Source organism: Pseudonocardia sp. (assembly GCF_025465255.1).
Taxonomy (GTDB): domain Bacteria; phylum Actinomycetota; class Actinomycetes; order Mycobacteriales; family Pseudonocardiaceae; genus Pseudonocardia.
In genome coordinates this window covers 51,070-68,486 of sequence record NZ_JAODNI010000215.1, presented here as the reverse complement: position 1 = coordinate 68,486, position 17,417 = coordinate 51,070, and the positions used below count along the sequence as shown (strand labels likewise).

Here is a 17,417-nt window from a genome sequence, read left to right as displayed (position 1 = left end):
GGCCGCCCAGCCCGCGCCCCGCAGCCCGGGGTCCGGGGTCCGGAGCGCCGCCCCGCGCCGCTACGGCTCGGCGGCCGCCCAGACCGTGATCGACCGGGCGATGAGCGAGCTCGGTGTCATCTACGCGTGGGGCGGCGGCACCGCCCGCGGGCCGTCGCGGGGCGTCCGGGACGGCGGCGTCGCGGACGCGATGGGCGACTACAAGAAGATCGGATTCGACTGCTCGGGGCTGATGCTCTACGCGTTCGCGGGTGTCGGGGTGAACCTGCCGCGCTACAGCGGCAACCAGCACGCCTACGGGGACCAGGTCCCGCTGGCGAACAAGCAACCGGGCGACATGCTGGCCTGGGCCCGCAACGGCCAGATCTACCACATCGCGCTGTACATCGGGAACAACAAGATGATCGAGGCGCCCTACTCCGGGGCGACGGTGCGCGTCACCGACGTGCGCTACGGCGGAAACCTGCTGCCGACCGTCTCGCGGGTGCTCTGACCCCCACTCACAGCGGTCACACGGGCCACAGGGTGTGATGGTGGCGTGAGCGTGCACCCTTCGCCCGAGAGCGCCCCCGGCCCCCCGTCACCTGCTTCGGGACCGTCCGCCCCGGAGCCGCCCGCGAAGGACGCCGAGCTGCTCGAACGCGTCGTCTTCGAGATCAAGCGCGTGATCGTCGGACAGGACCGGTTGGTCGAGCGCATGCTCGTCGGCCTGCTCGCGAAGGGCCACCTGCTGCTCGAGGGCGTGCCCGGGGTGGCGAAGACCCTGGCGGTGGAGACGGTCGCGAAGGTCGTCGGCGGCTCGTTCTCCCGCCTGCAGTTCACGCCGGACCTGGTGCCCGCGGACATCCTCGGCACGCGCATCTACCGCCAGGGCCGCGAGGAGTTCGACGTCGAGCTGGGCCCGGTCGTCGCGAACTTCGTGCTGGCGGACGAGATCAACCGCGCCCCGGCGAAGGTGCAGTCCGCGATGCTCGAGGTGATGGCGGAGCGGCACCTGTCCATCGGCGGCAAGACCTTCCCGATGCCCGACCCGTTCCTCGTGCTCGCCACGCAGAACCCGATCGAGAACGAGGGCGTCTATCCGCTGCCCGAGGCGCAGCGGGACCGGTTCCTCTTCAAGATCATCGTGGAGTACCCGGGCGTCGAGGAGGAGCGCGAGATCGTCTACCGGATGGGCGCGGAGCCCCCGGTCGCCGAACGCGTGATGGAGCCGAACGACCTGGTCCGGCTGCAGGGCGTCGCGTCGAAGGTGTTCGTGCACCACGCGCTGGTGGACTACGTGGTGCGGCTCGTCGTCGCGACCCGCACGCCCGGCGAGCACGGCCTCTCGGACATCGCGGGCTGGGTGTCCTACGGCGCCTCGCCCCGCGCCACCCTCGGGATCGTCGCCGCCGCGCGGGCGCTCGCGCTCATCCGGGGCCGGGACTACGTCCTCCCGCAGGATGTCCTGGACGTCGCACCGGACGTGCTGCGGCACCGCCTCGTGCTGTCCTACGACGCCGTCGCGGACCAGATCCCGATGGACCACATCATCTCCAGGGTGATGCAGACCGTGCCGTTGCCGCAGGTCACCGCCCGGCCCCAGGTCGCGCCCGCGCCCGTCGCCCTCTACAGCCCGGCGGCCGGGGCGCCGTGAGCCCGGAGCCCTCCCCGCCCGATGTGCACGTGAGCGGGCCGCCCGCCGGTGCCCGGCGGGGGCCCGGCCTGCCCGGCCACGGGCGGGCGGTCCACCCGCCCTCGTTGCGCGACGGGCGGCTGGAGGCCACGCTGCGCACGCTCGAACTCACCGTCCGCGGCCGGCTCGACGGGCTGCTGCAGGGCAACCACCTCGGCCTCGTCCCCGGTCCCGGTTCGGAGCCGGGGGAGGCCCGCCCCTACCGCGCCGGGGACGACGTGCGCCGCATGGACTGGGCCGTCACCGCCCGGACCACCGAGCCGCACGTCCGCGAGACGATCGCGGACCGCGAGCTCGAGACCTGGGTGGTGCTCGACCTCTCGCCCAGCCTGGACTTCGGCACCGCCGACTGCGAGAAGCGCGATCTCGCGGTGGCCGCGCTCGCCGCCGTCGCGCATCTGACGCGTGGTGGCGGCAACCGCATCGGCGCCCTCGTCGCGACGGGGGAGCGCACGCACCGCTTCCCGCCCCGCGGGGGCATCGGGCACGCCCGCACCCTGATCCGCCAGGTCGCGCAGACCCCGCGGGCCGCGGAAGGCACCCGCGGGGACCTGACGGCGGCGATCGAGCAGCTCCGGCGGCCGCCGCGACGCCGCGGGCTGGCCGTGGTGATCTCGGACTTCCTCGGCGAGCCGGAGTGGGAGCGTGCGCTGCGCGGCCTCTCCGCGCGCCACGACCTGCTCGCCGTCGAGGTCCTGGACCCGCGCGAGCTGGACCTGCCGGACGTCGGCACCGTCGTCCTCGCGGACCCGGAGACGGGCGAGCAGCGCGAGGTCGAGACGACTCCGCTGCTGCGCCGCGAGTACGCCGCCGCGGCCTCCGCGCACCGGGACCGGGTGGCCACCGCGCTGCGCCGCACGGGCGCCGCGCACCTGCGCCTGCGGACGGACTCGGACTGGATCGCGGACATCGTGCGGTTCGCGCTGGCCCGCAAGCGCGCGTGGTCCGGGGGTGCCGGATGAGCTTCGCGTCACCCTGGTGGCTGCTCGGGCTGGTCGTCGTCGTCGGGCTCGTCGTCGGTTATCTCGTCCTGCTGCGCCGCCGTCGCCGCGACGTCGTGCGGTTCACCAACCTCGAGCTGCTGAACAGCGTCGCGCCGAAGCGTCCGGGCTGGTACCGGCACGTGCCGGCGGCCGCGATGATCGCCGCGCTCGCCGTCCTGACCATCGCGCTGGCCGGGCCGCAGGCCGAGGCGAAGGTCCCGCGGAACCGGGCCACCGTCGTCCTCGTCATCGACGTCTCGCTGTCCATGCAGGCCACGGACGTGGCACCGAACCGGCTCGCCGCCGCGCAGGCCGCCGCCAAGACGTTCGCGGACCAGCTCACCCCCGGGATCAACCTCGGCCTGGTGTCCTTCGCCGGGACGGCCGCCGTGCTCGTCTCGCCGACCACGGACCGGGACTCGGTGAAACGCGCGGTCGACGGCCTGAGGCTGTCCGAGTCCACGGCCACCGGCGAGGCGATCTTCGCCGCCATGCAGTCCATCGACTCGTTCTCCCGCTCGGTCGCTGCGACGGATGCCGAGGGGCCGCCACCGGCGCGGATCGTGCTGATGAGCGACGGCAAGCAGACCGTGCCCGGGCCGGACGGCGAGAACGACCCGCGCGGTTCCTTCACCGCCGCCCGTAAGGCCTCCGAGGCCAAGATCCCGGTCTCGACGATCTCGTTCGGCACCGAGTACGGGACGATCGACATCGAGGGCGGGCGCACGCGGGTGGCCGTGGACGACGCCTCGATGAAGGAGATCGCGGACCTCTCGGCCGGCCAGTTCTTCACCGCCGCCACCGAGGACGAGCTCAAGCAGGTCTACGCGGACCTCTCCGAACAGATCGGGTACGAGGTCAGACGGATGGACACGAGCAAACCGTGGCTGGCCGGGGGAGCGCTGCTGCTCGTCGCCGGGCTGTGTATCGGGCTGGCGCTCGGCCGCCGCCTGCCGTGAGTCCGCGTTCCATGATCGTCGATGCCGTGCACTAAGTTCTTGGTCCGTGGGCAACAGTGACGTCGGAAATCGCAGCGTGCTGGTCACCGGAGGAAACCGCGGCATCGGCCTGGCGATCGCGACGGCGTTCGCGGCCCAGGGGGACACGGTGGCGGTGACCTACCGCTCGAACGCCGACGGCCTGCCGGACGACCTCTTCCCCGTGCAGTGCGACGTCACCGACGCCGCCGCCGTGGACGCGGCGTTCACGGCTGTCGAGGAGAAGAACGGGCCGGTCGAGGTCCTGATCTCCAACGCCGGCATGAACGACGACGGGCTGCTCATGCGGATGAGCGAGGAGTCGTTCACCGGCGTGATCGACGCCAACCTGACGGCCGCCTATCGCGTCGCCAAGCGCGCGTCCCGCGGGATGCTCCGCGCCCGCGGCGGCCGGATGATCTTCATCTCGTCCGTCGTCGGCCTGCTGGGCAGCGCCGGGCAGGTCAACTACGCCGCCTCCAAGAGCGGCCTGGTCGGGCTGGCCCGCTCCATCGCCCGCGAGCTGGGCTCGCGCGGGATCACCGCCAACGTCGTCGCGCCCGGTTTCGTGGACACGGACATGACCCGCGCCCTCCCGGACGCCCGCCGCGCCGAGATCCTCGGCCAGGTCCCGCTGGGCCGCTACGCCTCGGTCGAGGAGGTCGCCTCGGCGGTGACCTGGCTCGGCTCCCCGGGCGCGGGCTACGTCACCGGGGCGGTCATCCCGGTCGACGGCGGCCTCGGCATGGGCCACTAGTCACCGCACGAGAACCGCTCGTACTCCAGAAAGGCTCCCCATGGGACTGCTCGAGGGCAAACGCCTGCTCATCACCGGCGTCATCACCGACGCCTCGCTGGCCTTCCACGCCGCGAAGATCGCCCAGGAGCAGGGCGCGGAGGTCGTGCTCACCGGCTTCGGGCGCATGCGCCTCGTCGAGCGGATCGCGCAGCGGCTCCCGAAGCCGGCGCCGGTCGTCGAGCTGGACGTGTCGGACCAGGGGCAGCTGGACACCCTCGTCGAGCGGATCTCCCCGCACCTCGGGGACGAGCCGAAGCTCGACGGCGTGCTGCACTCGATCGGTTTCGCGCCGGCGTCCTGTCTGGGCGAGGGCGCGTTCCTGAGCGCCCCGTGGGAGGACGTCGCCACGACGATCCAGGTGAGCGCGTACTCGTTCAAGTCCCTGTCGACCGCGCTGCTGCCGCTGCTCGGCCCGGGCAGCTCGATCGTCGGGATGGACTTCGACAACCGCCAGGCCTGGCCCGCCTACGACTGGATGGGCGTGGCCAAGTCCACCCTCGAGTCCGTCACCCGCTACCTGGCCCGGGACCTGGGCCCGAAGGGGATCCGGGTCAACCTTTGCGCCGCGGGGCCGGTGAAGACGATGGCCGCGAGGTCCATCCCGGGCTTCGCCGCCTTCGAGGACGCGTGGGACGGCCGCGCACCGCTGGGCTGGGACACCACGGACCCGGTGCCGGTCGCGAAGACGGTCTGCGCGCTGCTCTCGGACTGGCTCCCGGTCACGACGGGCTCCATGGTGTGGGCCGACGGCGGCTTCCACGCCATCGGTGTCTAATTGAGGCCGTGACTCCCGAAGCGTTGTTGGTGCTCTCGTTCGGCGGGCCGGAGGGCCCGGAGGAGGTACGTCCCTTCCTGGAGAACGTCGTCCGGGGGCGGGGGGTACCGCCCGAGCGGCTCGACGCCGTCGAGGAGCACTACCGGCACTTCGGCGGTGTCTCGCCGATCAACGCCCGCAACCGGGAGCTGATCGCCGCGATCCGGGAGCGGACGGACCTGCCGGTCTACTTCGGGAACCGGAACTGGTACCCGATGGTCGAGGACACCGTCGCGGAGATGGCGCGCGACGGCATCCGCTCGGCGCTGGTCTTCGCCACCAGCGCGTACGGCGGCTACTCGGCCTGCCGGCAGTACCACGAGGACATCAGCCGGACCCGTAAGGCGGTCGGCGACGAGGCCCCGCACCTGATCAAGCTGCGGCACTTCTTCGACCACCCGGCGTTCGTGAAGGCCAGCGCGGACGCGGTGCGGGTGGCGCGGGAGTCGCTGCCCGCCGAGCAGCGGGACGCCGCCCGGCTGGTGTTCACCGCGCACTCCGTGCCGCTCGCGGCCGACGAGGCGGCCGGCGTGCCGGAGGAGGGCGGGCACCGCTACTCCCGGCAGATCGCCGAGGCCGCCCGGCTCGTCGCGGCGGACCTCGGGGTTGAGGAGTACGACGTCGTCTGGCAGTCCCGCTCCGGGCCGCCGCAGGTCCCGTGGCTCGAGCCGGACATCGTGGACCACCTCGAGCAGCTCCACGCCGCCGGGACGCAGGCGGTCGTGGTATCGCCCGTCGGGTTCGTGTCGGACCACGTCGAGGTCGTGTGGGATCTGGACAACGAGGCTGCGGAGAAGGCCGCCGAGCTGGGCCTGGGCTTCGCCCGGGCCGCCACAGCCGGACCGGACCCCCGCTTCGCGGACATGGTGGTCGAGCTGATCGCGGAGCACGCGCACAACGCGGCACCGCGCGCCCTGGGCAGGGTCCCGAGCGGGGGCTGCACGGTCGACGGCGCCCCGTGTGCGATCGACTGCTGCGCCCCGACCCGCCGCCCCTCCCGTCCCGCCACCCCCTGACCTCCCGTCCCGCGAGTCGCGATCCGGCGCCGCGCGAGTCGCGGCCTGAGGCCACGCGAGTCGCAGTCCGGGACCGCGCGAGTCGCGACCAGGCACTCGGCGCGTCGCAGCTTTGGCCGCCGAGCGCGAGGTCAGCGCGACACCAGCCCGGGCTGGCGCAGTAGGCCGACCTCGTCGAGCCGCCCCCATCGCTCGACGATCCTGTCGCCGTCGATGCGGAAGATGTTGATGCCGTCCAGGACGATCGTCGCTCCGGTCGGTTCCACGCCCAGCAGCGTTCCGTGCTGAGTGCCGCGGGCGCTGAAGCACTCCACGACGAGATCCCCCTCGGACACCATGAAGTGCGGCTCGCTGCGCCGGTCCGGGCACGCCTCCCGGAACACGGCCGCGGCCGCGCATCCCCTCCGGCCCGTCCGGCGCGCCGGGGAACGGCGGATCGTGGTTACGAACGCCGGGGGTCCAGGTAGCGATCCACCGCGGCGAGGTCGCCCTTGCTGAACAACCCCCGGATGAACGCGTCGACGCGGTTCTTGTGACGGGTGATCGTGTCGCTGGTCGTGCACGGATCGTGGGGCCGGTGCAGCCCCGGATCCATCCCAGGATTCTGGGAGTGACCACAGTGCACCGGTGCCCGACACCGGGCGGGTGCCCAGGGCACCGACGGCGGCTCAGGCGCAGCTCGCGCGGGTCCCGGTGACGGTCGTCAATCCGGTTGCGTACCGGTGATCGCGGACGCGACGAGGTCCGCGGCGGTGGTGTTCCTGGTGCGGCGGCCGCGGTCGTAATACTGCGTCGTCGCGATGCTCGCGTGCCCGACGTCCGCCTGGACGTGCTGGATCCGGGCGTCCTGCTCGAGCGCGATCGTCACGTAGGCGTGCCGCAGCGCGTGCGGATGGACCTTCTCCGCGACGTCCGCGAGCGCCGGTCCGGCGGTCAGCGCGACCCGGCGGAGCAGGGCGTTGACGTCGAACCGGGAGCAGCGCCCGCCGTCCCGCGTCGCGATCAACGGGGTGCGCACCGCGGCGGTCCGGCCCCGGACAGCGGGCGTCGACGTGCCGGCAACCCGGTCGCGTTCCTCGAGGTAGGCGCGCAGCGCGACGGCCGCGAGCTCGGTGAGGTAGACCTCCCGCCGGACACCGCCCTTGCCCAGCACCCGCAGCACCGGCTCGCCACCGGTGACCACCAGGTCGTCGCGGTCCAGGCCGACGAGCTCGGACACGCGCAGGCCGAGCGTCAGCAGCCCGACGACCGCCACCGCGCGCCGGGCGTAGAGCTCCCGGTGCCGCGTCCGGTTCGGGAGCCGGGCCGCGGCCCGCAGCAGAGCGCCGAGCTGCTCGGCGGTGAGCCGGATGGTGGGGGAGGCGTCCCGGACGCTGCGGGACAGGCCGAGGCGTGCGCGGTTCAGGGCCGCCGGGTTGGCCGGGACGACCCCGGTCTCGGTGAGGTGGCCGTAGAACGCCGAGAGGGTCGAGAGCATCCGCTGCCGGGTCCGCTTCTCGGCCCCGGTCGCGTCGAGCGCGTGCAGCCACGCCTTCACCTCGCTGCCGGTGGCGGCCCGGGGATCGAGCCCGTGCCCGGCGCACCAGCGGAACCAGGCGAGATGGTGCAGCGGACCCGGCCGGGCCGGCGGCGGCCTGCGCGACGACGGCGCCCCGGTCGGCCCGGGATCGGCGCCGGTCAGGGCGTCGGTCCAGGCCACGGGCAGGCCGAGCGCGTAGGCGTACGTGCGGCGGGTGCCGGCGTTGGCGTACTGGCTGAGCCAGTCCGCGATCTGGGTGCGGAGCTCGTCCGGGTCGTCGACGCCGGGCCAGCCGTCCGCCGGGTCGACCTCGCGCGCGACGACGGCCGGGACGCGGGGGAGGGCCTCCAGCACGGCGAGCGGTCCGGAATCGGGCACGGGGTGATCGTGCCGCGCGGCCGGGCGCGGGTGCGGGTGCCACGCCGGATCAGCGGCGCTTGCGTCTCCCACCCCAGCCGACCAGCACGCCGAACGACTCCACGGCCGAGCTCAGCAGCTTCCCGGCGGCTCTCAGCATCTTCGTCATCCGCGCAGTGTGGCGCCCCGGCGCCGGGGCCGCCTAGTCCGGGCCGCATCTCCAACCCGGCCGGGCCGGGATACACCAACGAAACACCGGTTTCGTAGGTGGAGGTATCCGATCAAACGAACTCAAAACCAGTTACAGGTTTCGAAACCTCGAACTGGTACGGTGCCGAACGTGATCGACGACGCCGTACGCTGCGGATACAGCAAGTGCCGGGCGGAGCTGCCCGCCCCGGGACCGCAGGGCGGGCGCCGGCGGAGCTTCTGCCGGGACGTCCGCTGGGACGGCCGCACCTGTGCGCAGATGGCCCGGGCCGAGCGGGAGGCCCTCGGCGCGCTCGGTCTCGACGCGGGGAGCAGCACCTTCCGGCTCGACGCGGAGCGGCTGCGCGAGCACCTGGACGTCGTGCGGGCGCCGGTCGAGGCGCTGACCGAGGCGCTGGCATCGGTGACCGCCCGGCTCGACGAGGTGGAGGCCGCGGCCGTGCAGGCCGTCGAGACGGCACACACCCAGGTGGCCGAGGCCGAACGGGCGCGCGTCGCCGCCGAGGAAACCCGCGAACAGGCCGAACAGCGCGCGCGGCGGAGCGTCGCGGCCGCGGAGCGGGCCGCGAAGGAACGGACCGAGGCGGTCGAGCGGGCCTCCGCCGCCGCGCGTCAGGCGCTGGAGGCCACGGAGGCGTTGGGCGCGGCGCGGCAGCAGGCCGAGGAGGCGGCCGGCGGGCAGCGGGCAGCGGAGGCCCGGGCCGCTCAGGAGGCCGAGCGGGCCGCCGTCGCGGAGCGGGAGACCCGCGGGGCGGTGGTCGCGGCCGAGCGGGCGCTCGCGGAACGGGACGCGGCGCGGGTGGGGGAGCAGGAGCACCGGACGGAGACCGCCGCGATCCGGGAGGCTCTCGGCGCCGCGCGGGACCGGGCCCGGGACGCCGAGGCCGAACGGGACCGCTCGGCCGTCGCGCGGAAGAAGGCGGAGGACGCGCTGGCCGAAGCCCGACGGGAAGCGGAGGAGTCGCGCTCGGAGCGGGAGGAACTGACGCGCCGGTTGTCGGCCGAGACGGCTCGCGCGGCGCGCGAGGAGCGGGACCGAGCGCGGTCGGAGGCCGAGATCGAGCGGCTTCGCGCCGAGCTCGCCGCGGAACCGCGGCCGCTGCACCCGGACGATCTCCGGACCCTCGTCGCCGCGCTGGCCCGGGTGCCGGCTGCGGAGGACAGCGGCGGTCCGACCGGCTGACGGGCCGGCGGTGCGCACGGCGACGCCGCACACTGCTCGTGTCGGAGCCGCGCACCACCACCGCCGCGCCCACGTCGCCGCAGGCGTGCGTCCCGTCGGACGAGGCCATGAGCGTGGCGGCCCCGTCGACGGTCAGCGCGTCACGTCGCCCGGGTGCGGCGAGCGTGACGCACCCGGACCTCGTTCACCGCGCGTCGCCTCGGTCGACGATGACGCCCGCCTCGGCGAGCTGCCGGATCCGTTCCGGGCCGTAGCCGAGCTCGGTGAGCACGTCGGCGGCATCCTGCCCCAGGCGCGGCGCCGGGCCCGGCCGGCGCGGGTGGTCGCCGTCGAACGAGATCGGGAACCGGGCCATCCGCAGCGTCCCCTCGGTGGGGTGCTCCGTCCGCTCGAACAGCCCGGCCGCGGCCAGGTGCTCGTCGGTGAACAGCTCCGGTACCGATCGGACCGGTGCCGCCGGGATCTGGGCCCCGTCGAGCACCGCGAGCCACTCGTCGCTCGTGCGGGCCAGCAGCTCCTTCTCGAGGAGTCGGTAGAGCTCGTCGACGTTGCGCGTCCGCTCGGTGATGGTGCGGTAACGCGGATCGTCGGCGAGCTCGGGACGGCCGACGAGGGCGAAGAAGGTGCGCCACTGCGCGTCGGTGTAGACCATCACGCTGAGGTGGCCGTCGGCGGTCCGGTACGGCTTGCGGTACGGCGAGGCCGTCCGGGCGTAGCCGGCCTCGCCCCGCGGCGGGTCGAAGACGTAGCCACCCTGCTGGTCCAGCAGGGTGAAGGTGACCATCGACTCGAGCATGGGCACCTCGATCGCCCGGCCCCGGCCGGTTCGTTCCCGGGCGAAGAGCGCCGAGGTGATCGCGCCGACCGCCAACGTCCCGACGACCTTGTCCGCGACCGGGGTGCGCACGTAGGCCGGCTCGTCCGACGCGCCCTGCACCGCGGCCAGGCCACAGCCGGCCTGGATCACGTCGTCGTACGCGGCCCGGTCGCGGTAGGGACCCTCCGCGCCGAACCCCCGCAGCGCGCAGTGGATCGCGCGCGGGTTCACCGCGGCGACCTCGTCGGGGCCGATGCCCAGCCGCCGGGCCGCCTCCGGACGGATGTTGTGCACGAACACGTCGGCGCCGGCCACCAGGCGCGAGAGCACCTCCCGGCCGGCCGGGTCCTTGAGGTCCAGCGCGATGCTGCGTTTGCCCTGGTTGACGTTGAGGAACACCGGGCCCATCCCGGTGCCGCGCTCGTCGCCGATGTAGCGAACGACGTCGCCGTCCGGCGTCTCGACCTTGATGACGTCGGCGCCCATCTGCGCCAGGAGCAGGGTGCAGTAGGGGCCCATGAAGGTCGTGGTGAGGTCCACGACCCGCACTCCGGCGAGAGGACCTCCTTCCGGCGGGGTCGTCGTCACCACGGCTCCTTCCCGTCCACCAGATCGGCCAGCACCTGCTCGGTGTGCGCCCCCAGTGCGGGGGCCGGACTGTGCACGCGGCCCATCGCCGTCCCGTCCTGCAGCACCGGGAACACGACGTGCCGCCCGTCGCGGTCCTGCGCGACGATCCCCCTGGCGCGCACCTGGGGGGACCGGCCCGCCTCGGGCACGGACAGCACCCGGTGTGCCGGGACGTCCGCCGCGGCGAACGCGGCCAGCCACTCGGCCGCCGGGCGGGCGCGGATCGCCCGGCGGAGCAGCACGACGAGCTCGTCACCGTCCGCCCGCCGGGCGGCCGTGGAGCCGAACCGCGGGTCGGCGAGTGCGGGGACCTCCTCGGCGAGCAGGGGTACGAGGCGTTCCCAGAAGTGCTCCTCCACGGCGCCGACCGCGATCGTGGTGCCGTCCGCAGCCTCGAAGAGGTCGTTGGCCGGGTGCAGGTGCGGGTGGTCGCCGGTGCCCTCGTCGAGGCCCTCGGCGGCCCGGACGCTGGCGAAGGACAGGGCCGCGTCGGTGATCGCCAGGTCCAGGTGGGCGCCCTCGCCGGTGGCCCGCCGCCGGTAGAGGGCGGCGAGGATCGCGATGGACGCGTAGGTGGAGGCGGCCAGGTCGCTCACCGGGATCCCCGGACGCCGGACCTGCCGGTCTCCCCAGCTGCCGGGAAAGGACAGCACACCGCTCGCGGCGAGGTAGGTGACGTCGTGGCCGGGCACGTCCCGCAGGGGCCCGGTCTGCCCGAAACCGGAGACCGAGCAGTAGACGACGGACGGGTTGACCGCGTGCACCACGGCGTAGGACATGCCCAGCCGGTCGACGACGCCGGGCCGGAAGCCCTCGACGAGCACGTCCGCGCCCGCGGCCAGCCGGCGGCCGAGCGTCTGCCCTTCATCGGTCTTCAGGTCGAGGACGACGCTGCGCTTGTTGCGGTTCGCCGCCTCGTGCAGGGCACCGGGCAGTTGCCGTGCGGCGTCGCCGGCCGGGCTCTCGACCTTGATCACGACGGCGCCCAGGTCGGCGAGGATCTGCGTGCAGAAGGGGCCGGGCAGGTAGCTGCTCAGGTCGAGCACCCGCACCCCGGACAGGGGACCCGGGGGCGCCGGGACCGGGGCCGCCGGCGGGCCGCTCATCGGGTGGCGACCCGGGAGGGCCGGCCGGTCAGCAGGTCCCACAGCCCGCCGGGGCCGGACCCCGCGATCCGGGCACCCAGCTCGGCCGACCATTCGGACTCGGAGCCGTCCTCGTCGCGCCAGGACATCAGCCGGCGGGTGTGCAGGTGCAGCTCGTGCTCGGTGGTGAAGCCGATCGCACCGTGCACCTGGTGACCGACCGCGATCGCGACCGAGGCCGCGTGTCCGGCGCAGATCTTCGCCGCCATCACCACCTCGGCGGCGCGGTCGTCCTGCTGGAGAGTCTCCACGGCGAGATCGGTGATGGCTCGTGCCTGCTCGACGGCGCCGGCGAACGCGGCGATCTGCTGCTGCACGGCCTGGAAACGGCTGATCGGCCGGCCGAACTGCTCGCGTTCGCCCGCGTACCGGACGGTCAGGTCGAGCACCCGGCGCAGGGACCCGACCATGAGCAGCGCCCGGCCGAGGGCTCCCCGCAGGGCCATCCTCGACGGGGCCGGGCCGGAGCCGGCGGGCAGTGGCCGGCAGTCGACACCGCGGGACGGCAGCACCAGGGTGTCGCGGGGTTCGCCGGCGAGGTTCGTGCCCGGCTCGATCTCGCAGTCGCGCGGATCGATCACCGCGTGGACCGTCCGGCCCGGCTGCCCGGGGGCCGCGGCGAGGACCAGGATCCGCCGGGCGGCCCGGGCCCACGGAACGCCGCACACCCGGCCCACCAGGCGGTGGCCGGGTCCGTCCGGCACGAGCGTCGTGGACGCGGCGGCGGGGCGGGCGACGGTGAGCGGTCCGGACGGGACCGCGATCCCGGCCGACGCCAGCCCCCAGCCGGCCAGCAGGGCGGTCTCGACCAGCGGCACCGGCGCCGCACCGTAGCCGCAGGCCTGGACCACGGTGGCGAGGTCCCGCAGGTCGCCACCGGAGCCGCCCGCGGACTCGGGGACCGACACCAGGGTGAGCCCGGACTCCTCGAGCAGCCGCCACAGGCCCGCGCTCCAGCCCTGCCGGGCGGCCTCGTCACGAGCGGATCCGGCCTGCGCCTCCAGCATCGCGGACACAACGGAGCGGAGCATCTCGCGGTCGTCCATCTCAGGCCCCCAGCCCCCGCGCCACCACGCCGCGCAGGATCTCGTTGGTGCCGCCGCGCAGCGTGAACGACGGCGCTGCGAGCTGCGCCTCGCGCAGCAGCGTGGGCAGCGGGCCGCTGTCGGTGGGGGCGGGCCGACAGGCACGCCGGGCGATGTCGACGATCTCGCCCTCCAGCCGGGTGCCGAGGTCCTTCACGAGCGCGGCCGCGGTGTCGGTCGGGCTTCGGCGCTCGAGGAGGTCCTGCACCCGCAACGAGAGGGCGCGGAGCGCCCAGAGCCGCGCGGCGGCCGAGCCGATGTCGGCGAGCGCGGTGGCGCCGGGCGCGGTGGGCCCGGACACCAGCTCGGCGAACAGGGGGAAGGTGCTGAGATAGCGCTCCGGACCGCTGCGCTCGTGCGCCAGTTCGGACACCACCCCGCGCCACCCGTCCCCGACCGGCCCGACGACCATGTCCGCCGGCACGTCGACGTCGTCGAGGGTGACCTCGGTGAAGTGCGCCTCGCCGGTCATCACCTCGATCGGGCGCACGTGCACCCCCGGCGAGTCGAGCCCGATCAACATCTGGCTGAGCCCGGCATGCCGGTCGCCACCCCGCGGCGCGGTCCGGACGAGTGCGAGCAGGTAGTGGCTCTTGTGCGCGTGGCTGGTCCACACCTTGCGCCCGCTCACCCGCCAGCCCGTCGCGGTCCGCACGGCGCGGGTGCGGACCGACGCGAGATCGGAGCCGCTGTCGGGCTCGCTCATCCCGGCGGCGACGAACAGACGCCCACGCGCGACACCCGGCAGGAGGGTGCGCTTCTGCCGCTCGGTGCCCACGCGCAACAGCAGTGGGCCGGTCTGCCGGTCCGCGATCCAGTGCGCGGCGACCGGGGCGCCCGCGGCGAGCAGCTCCTCGATGACGGTGAACCGTTCGCGTGCGGAACGGGCGCCGCCTCCGTAGGCCCTCGGCCACGTCATGCCGAGCCAGCCGCGGTCGCCCAGCTTGCGGCTGAAGTCCGGCGAGTGGCCCCGGACCCAGCAGTCGCAGGACGGGCGGAACGAGCCGGCGGCCAGCTCCTCGGCCAGGAACCGGCGCACCTCCGCGCGAAGAGCGACGATCGTCGACTCCGCTGTCGTCATGTGACCGGACCTTCTGCTCGTCCGCCTCCGGTCGACCGCGTCGTCGATGACCGGGGCGCCGGATAACTGGTAATCATGCACATCATATGAGCAGCGTTCGGCCGGAAGTCAAGCGCTCCGACCGGGTGCGGACCACGACGCATCGCCCGGTCCGATTTGCGGAACGCCTGCTTGACAGGGTGCAGCACCTGCTGAACATTGCTGCACATCAATCGCAGACATACGACCATCCCGGCCTGAGGCAGCAGCGGGCCGCCACGCGCCGCGGAGAGGGCGCACGACGACGTCGGAGCAGGCCCGTCACAACGAGGTGACCGAACGTGACCCTGACGTTCCAGTCCGAAACCGACCCTGCCCTCGGTGGCAGCGTGCCGCCCCACCCCGACGGCGCCCCCGTCGACCGCAGGGGGCACCTGCGACCCGAGATCGGCCTGTCCTGGGAGCGGTCCGCCTGCAACGGCGTCAGTCGCGTTGCCGTGCACATCCCACGCCGCTGCGACGGCGAGCGCCCCGGTCGGCTCCTGCAGGCGGCGGAAGTGGTCACCGATCGGATGGCCGAGCGGCTGCGTGGGCTGCCCCTGGCGGTCCTGCTGGCCGACGCCGACGCACGGGTCGTGGCGCTCCGGGCGGGACGGGACGACGTGCGGGCCTGGCTCGACCGGCTCCTCATCCGTCCCGGCTCGCTGCTCGCGGAGGACGTCATCGGGACGAACGCCGTCGGGTGTGCGGTCGAGGAGGGGCGCCCCTTCGTGGTGGCCGGCGCGGAGCACTACCGGAGGAACCTGCGCCGGCTCAGCGCGGGCGCGGTGGCGATCCGGCACCCGGTCAGCCGGGTCGTCAAGGGAGCTCTCGCGCTCGTCTGCCCCGCCGAGGACGACAACGCGCTGATGCTGGCGCTGGTGGAGGAGGCCGGGGCGGGGATCGAGGCCCGGATGGCGGACGACATCGCCCGGCGGGAACGACTGCTGCTGGACCGCTTCCTGCAGGCCACCCGCCGGTCCTCCGGGGCGGTGGTGTGCCTGAACCGGGACCTGCTCATCAGCAACACCGTCGCCGGCCCGCTCGTGGGTCCCGCCGACCAGCCGCTGCTCTGGGACTGGGCCACGAAGGTCCTCACCTCCTGCGAGGAGTACTGCGGCGAGCTGCGTCTGGCCGAGGACGTCGTCGTGCAGGCCCGCTGCAGCACGGTGCGCGACGAGGAGGTCGAGGCCGGCATCTTCATCGAGATGCGGCCGCGTCCCGCCGCGGCGGTGCGCACCGATCCGGATGTCGCGCCCTCCCGTTCCGGACGGGGCGTGCACCCGGTGTCCGGGCGCAGCGCGGCGGCGGAGCGGCTCCGTCGCGAGCTCGCGACCCTGGCCGGTGACCGCCGACCGGTCCTGATCTCGGGCGAGCCCGGCACCGGGAAGAACTTCCTCGCCCGGCACCTGCACGAGCTCGACGGCACCGGCGGCGTCGTCACGCTCCTCGAGACCGGGACGTGCCCGGACGACCCGGTGGCCTGGTTCGACCGGCTGCGGATCGGACTGAGCACCCCCGGGACGCTGGTGCTGCGGCACATCGACGAGCTGCCCGCCGAGCTGGCCTCGCGCGCGGTGAGCCTCGTCGAGACGACCGAGGAGCATGTGGTGCGGGTGGTCGCCACCGCCCCCCGCCTGCTGGAGAAAGGCGACGCGGCCAGCCGGCTGCGGGACTGCTTCCCGGCGCGGTTGCAGCTTCCACCACTGCGGCAGCGCGTCGAGGACATCCCCGACCTCGCCCGGGTGTGCCTTCGCGATCTCGCCGGCCGGACGCCGACGCCGCGTCTCGAGCCGGCGACGTTGCAGAACCTGATGGCCCAGGTCTGGCCGGGCAACGTGCGCGAGCTGCGCACCGTGCTGAGCTGCGCGCTGATGCGCTCGGACGGGCGGGACCTCGCGATCAAACACCTGCCGCCGGAGTACCGCACGGCACCGATCAGGCACCGCCTGACGTCGATGCAGCGGGCCGAGCGGGAGGCGCTGCTGAACGCGCTGGACGACAGCGGGGGCAACAAGCAGGTCGCGGCCGAGATGCTCGGCATCGCGCGGTCCACGCTCTACCGCAAGATCAGATCCCTGGGTATCGACGGTCGCTGCCTGAGCGGGTGAGGCCGGGTGGCCCGGCGAGCCCGCAGGCTCAGCGCCGCCACACCACCGGACGGGTCACCAGGTCCTTGTGCTTCTTGTGCCAGTAGCTGACGGCCTCGTCGAGGTGCTCGCGCATGCTCTGCTCGGCACGGTCGCCGTCCCGGGCGCGGAGGGCCTCGATGATGCGCTCGTGTGCGCGGGCCGCGGCGACGTAGCGCCGCGCCGAGTACGTGACGCCGCCGGCGATGCCGTCCGCGACGCAGCCGAGGCTCTCGAGGAACACCTGCAGCACGACGCTGCGCGCGGCCCGGGCGAGTGTCGAGTGGAAGATCCGGTTCTGCTCCTGGAAGACCTCCGGGTTCGGGGCCTGGAGGGTCAGCCGGACGGTCTGGTCCATGAGATCCAGGTCCGCCTCGGTGATCCGACTGGTGGCCAACCGGGCGATCGTGGGCTCGAGGGCCCGGCGGGCCTCCATCACGTCGTCGAGGGACGCGGCCTCGAACTGCAGGATCAGCGTGAGGGCCTCGCCCAGGTCCTCGGGGCGGGGCCGCCGCACGACCGGGCCGCCGCCCGGCCCCGGGCGCAGGGTGATGACGTTGCGGGTCTCCAGCAGCCGCAGCGCCTCCCGGATGGTGGAACGGCCGACGTCGAAGCTCTCGATCATCTCCCGCTCGGTGGGCAGGACGCTCCCGGCCACGAGCCCGGCCTCCACGATGTGGTTCGCCAGTTCGCGCGCGATGACCTCCGAGATCTTCGGTCCCCGCCGGCCATTGCCCTGCATACCGGTTCTCATGGTGCTGCCCCTGCCGTGGAGAAAGGGAGGCCCGGTCCATGCGGGCCTCGCGGCGATGTGGAGACGCTGCGATGTGGAGCGCTGCGCCGGCCACCCGACCGGCTGTCGGTAAACCTGCGCATGATGATGATACGACCAGCACAGGGCGGATGACGCCGTCGAGGCCGTCCGGTGCGGCGTCCCTGCAGCGTGCATGCGGTTTCGGCGACGCGTTCGACCTGTTCT

General features: G+C 73.9%; 17 protein-coding genes. 9 read left to right on the top strand and 8 right to left on the bottom strand.

The window, feature by feature from the left end; all coding sequences use genetic code 11:
* The 7 genes from JWP64_RS26590 to JWP64_RS26560 all read left to right on the top strand — a co-directional run.
* Positions 1–493 (top strand): NlpC/P60 family protein (locus tag JWP64_RS26590; RefSeq protein WP_297502517.1); only part of this gene is annotated, 493 nt, incomplete at its 5' end.
* A 138-nt stretch (positions 494–631) separates the two neighbouring features.
* Positions 632–1,636: a MoxR family ATPase gene (locus JWP64_RS26585; RefSeq protein WP_297502535.1), complete on the top strand. Its 1,005-nt coding sequence runs from the start codon at positions 632–634 to the stop codon at positions 1,634–1,636.
* Between the two features lie 68 nt (positions 1,637–1,704).
* Positions 1,705–2,637: a DUF58 domain-containing protein gene (locus JWP64_RS26580; RefSeq protein WP_297502533.1), complete on the top strand. Its 933-nt coding sequence runs from the start codon at positions 1,705–1,707 to the stop codon at positions 2,635–2,637.
* On the top strand, positions 2,634–3,617 hold the full coding sequence (locus tag JWP64_RS26575) for a VWA domain-containing protein (protein ID WP_297502516.1): 984 nt from the start codon (positions 2,634–2,636) through the stop codon (positions 3,615–3,617). The genes JWP64_RS26580 and JWP64_RS26575 overlap by 4 nt, the downstream gene beginning before the upstream one ends.
* A gap of 46 nt (positions 3,618–3,663) precedes the next feature.
* A complete protein-coding gene (gene fabG, locus JWP64_RS26570) occupies positions 3,664–4,392 on the top strand; it encodes a 3-oxoacyl-ACP reductase FabG (RefSeq protein ID WP_297502514.1) in 729 nt (242 codons plus the stop codon).
* Positions 4,393–4,432: 40 nt separating this feature from the next.
* On the top strand, positions 4,433–5,209 hold the full coding sequence (gene fabI / locus JWP64_RS26565; protein WP_297502512.1) for an enoyl-ACP reductase FabI: 777 nt from the start codon (positions 4,433–4,435) through the stop codon (positions 5,207–5,209).
* Positions 5,210–5,217: 8 nt separating this feature from the next.
* Positions 5,218–6,264, top strand: coding sequence for a ferrochelatase (locus tag JWP64_RS26560; protein WP_297502511.1), 1,047 nt, complete (start codon positions 5,218–5,220; stop codon positions 6,262–6,264).
* Between the two features lie 131 nt (positions 6,265–6,395).
* On the opposite strand, the gene JWP64_RS26555 is transcribed toward JWP64_RS26560, so the two are convergent.
* From JWP64_RS26555 to JWP64_RS26545, 3 genes are all read right to left on the bottom strand, one after another.
* Positions 6,396–6,647, bottom strand: coding sequence for an ester cyclase (locus tag JWP64_RS26555; protein WP_297502509.1), 252 nt, complete (start codon positions 6,645–6,647; stop codon positions 6,396–6,398).
* A gap of 59 nt (positions 6,648–6,706) precedes the next feature.
* Complete coding sequence (locus JWP64_RS26550; protein ID WP_297502507.1) at positions 6,707–6,859, bottom strand: hypothetical protein; 153 nt, start codon at positions 6,857–6,859, stop codon at positions 6,707–6,709.
* Between the two features lie 108 nt (positions 6,860–6,967).
* Positions 6,968–8,161, bottom strand: coding sequence for a tyrosine-type recombinase/integrase (locus JWP64_RS26545; protein WP_297502505.1), 1,194 nt, complete (start codon positions 8,159–8,161; stop codon positions 6,968–6,970).
* Positions 8,162–8,480: 319 nt separating this feature from the next.
* Between JWP64_RS26545 and JWP64_RS26540 the strand changes: the two genes are divergently transcribed.
* Positions 8,481–9,533, top strand: a complete 1,053-nt coding sequence (locus JWP64_RS26540; RefSeq protein ID WP_297502503.1) for a response regulator receiver protein — start codon at positions 8,481–8,483, stop codon at positions 9,531–9,533.
* Between the two features lie 184 nt (positions 9,534–9,717).
* On the opposite strand, the gene JWP64_RS26535 is transcribed toward JWP64_RS26540, so the two are convergent.
* From JWP64_RS26535 to JWP64_RS26520, 4 genes are read right to left on the bottom strand one after another with little or no spacing between them, the layout of a single operon-like run.
* Positions 9,718–10,938 (bottom strand): CoA transferase, encoded by a 1,221-nt coding sequence (locus tag JWP64_RS26535; RefSeq protein ID WP_297502501.1) that lies wholly within the window; start codon positions 10,936–10,938, stop codon positions 9,718–9,720.
* Positions 10,935–12,086 (bottom strand): CaiB/BaiF CoA-transferase family protein, encoded by a 1,152-nt coding sequence (locus tag JWP64_RS26530; RefSeq protein ID WP_297502500.1) that lies wholly within the window; start codon positions 12,084–12,086, stop codon positions 10,935–10,937. Before JWP64_RS26530 ends, JWP64_RS26535 begins: the two co-directional genes overlap by 4 nt.
* The gene (locus tag JWP64_RS26525) at positions 12,083–13,156 is read right to left on the bottom strand and encodes an acyl-CoA dehydrogenase family protein (RefSeq protein WP_297502498.1); all 1,074 of its coding nucleotides are present in this window, start codon (positions 13,154–13,156) and stop codon (positions 12,083–12,085) included. Before JWP64_RS26525 ends, JWP64_RS26530 begins: the two co-directional genes overlap by 4 nt.
* A 16-nt stretch (positions 13,157–13,172) precedes the next feature.
* The gene (locus tag JWP64_RS26520; RefSeq protein WP_297502496.1) at positions 13,173–14,291 is read right to left on the bottom strand and encodes an acyl-CoA dehydrogenase family protein; all 1,119 of its coding nucleotides are present in this window, start codon (positions 14,289–14,291) and stop codon (positions 13,173–13,175) included.
* Positions 14,292–14,611: 320 nt separating this feature from the next.
* Between JWP64_RS26520 and JWP64_RS26515 the strand changes: the two genes are divergently transcribed.
* Positions 14,612–16,420, top strand: coding sequence for a helix-turn-helix domain-containing protein (locus JWP64_RS26515; RefSeq protein ID WP_297502495.1), 1,809 nt, complete (start codon positions 14,612–14,614; stop codon positions 16,418–16,420).
* A gap of 28 nt (positions 16,421–16,448) precedes the next feature.
* Here JWP64_RS26515 and JWP64_RS26510 read toward each other — a convergent pair whose 3' ends face one another.
* Positions 16,449–17,192: an FCD domain-containing protein gene (locus JWP64_RS26510; protein WP_297502493.1), complete on the bottom strand. Its 744-nt coding sequence runs from the start codon at positions 17,190–17,192 to the stop codon at positions 16,449–16,451.
* Between the last annotated feature and the right edge of the window lie 225 nt (positions 17,193–17,417).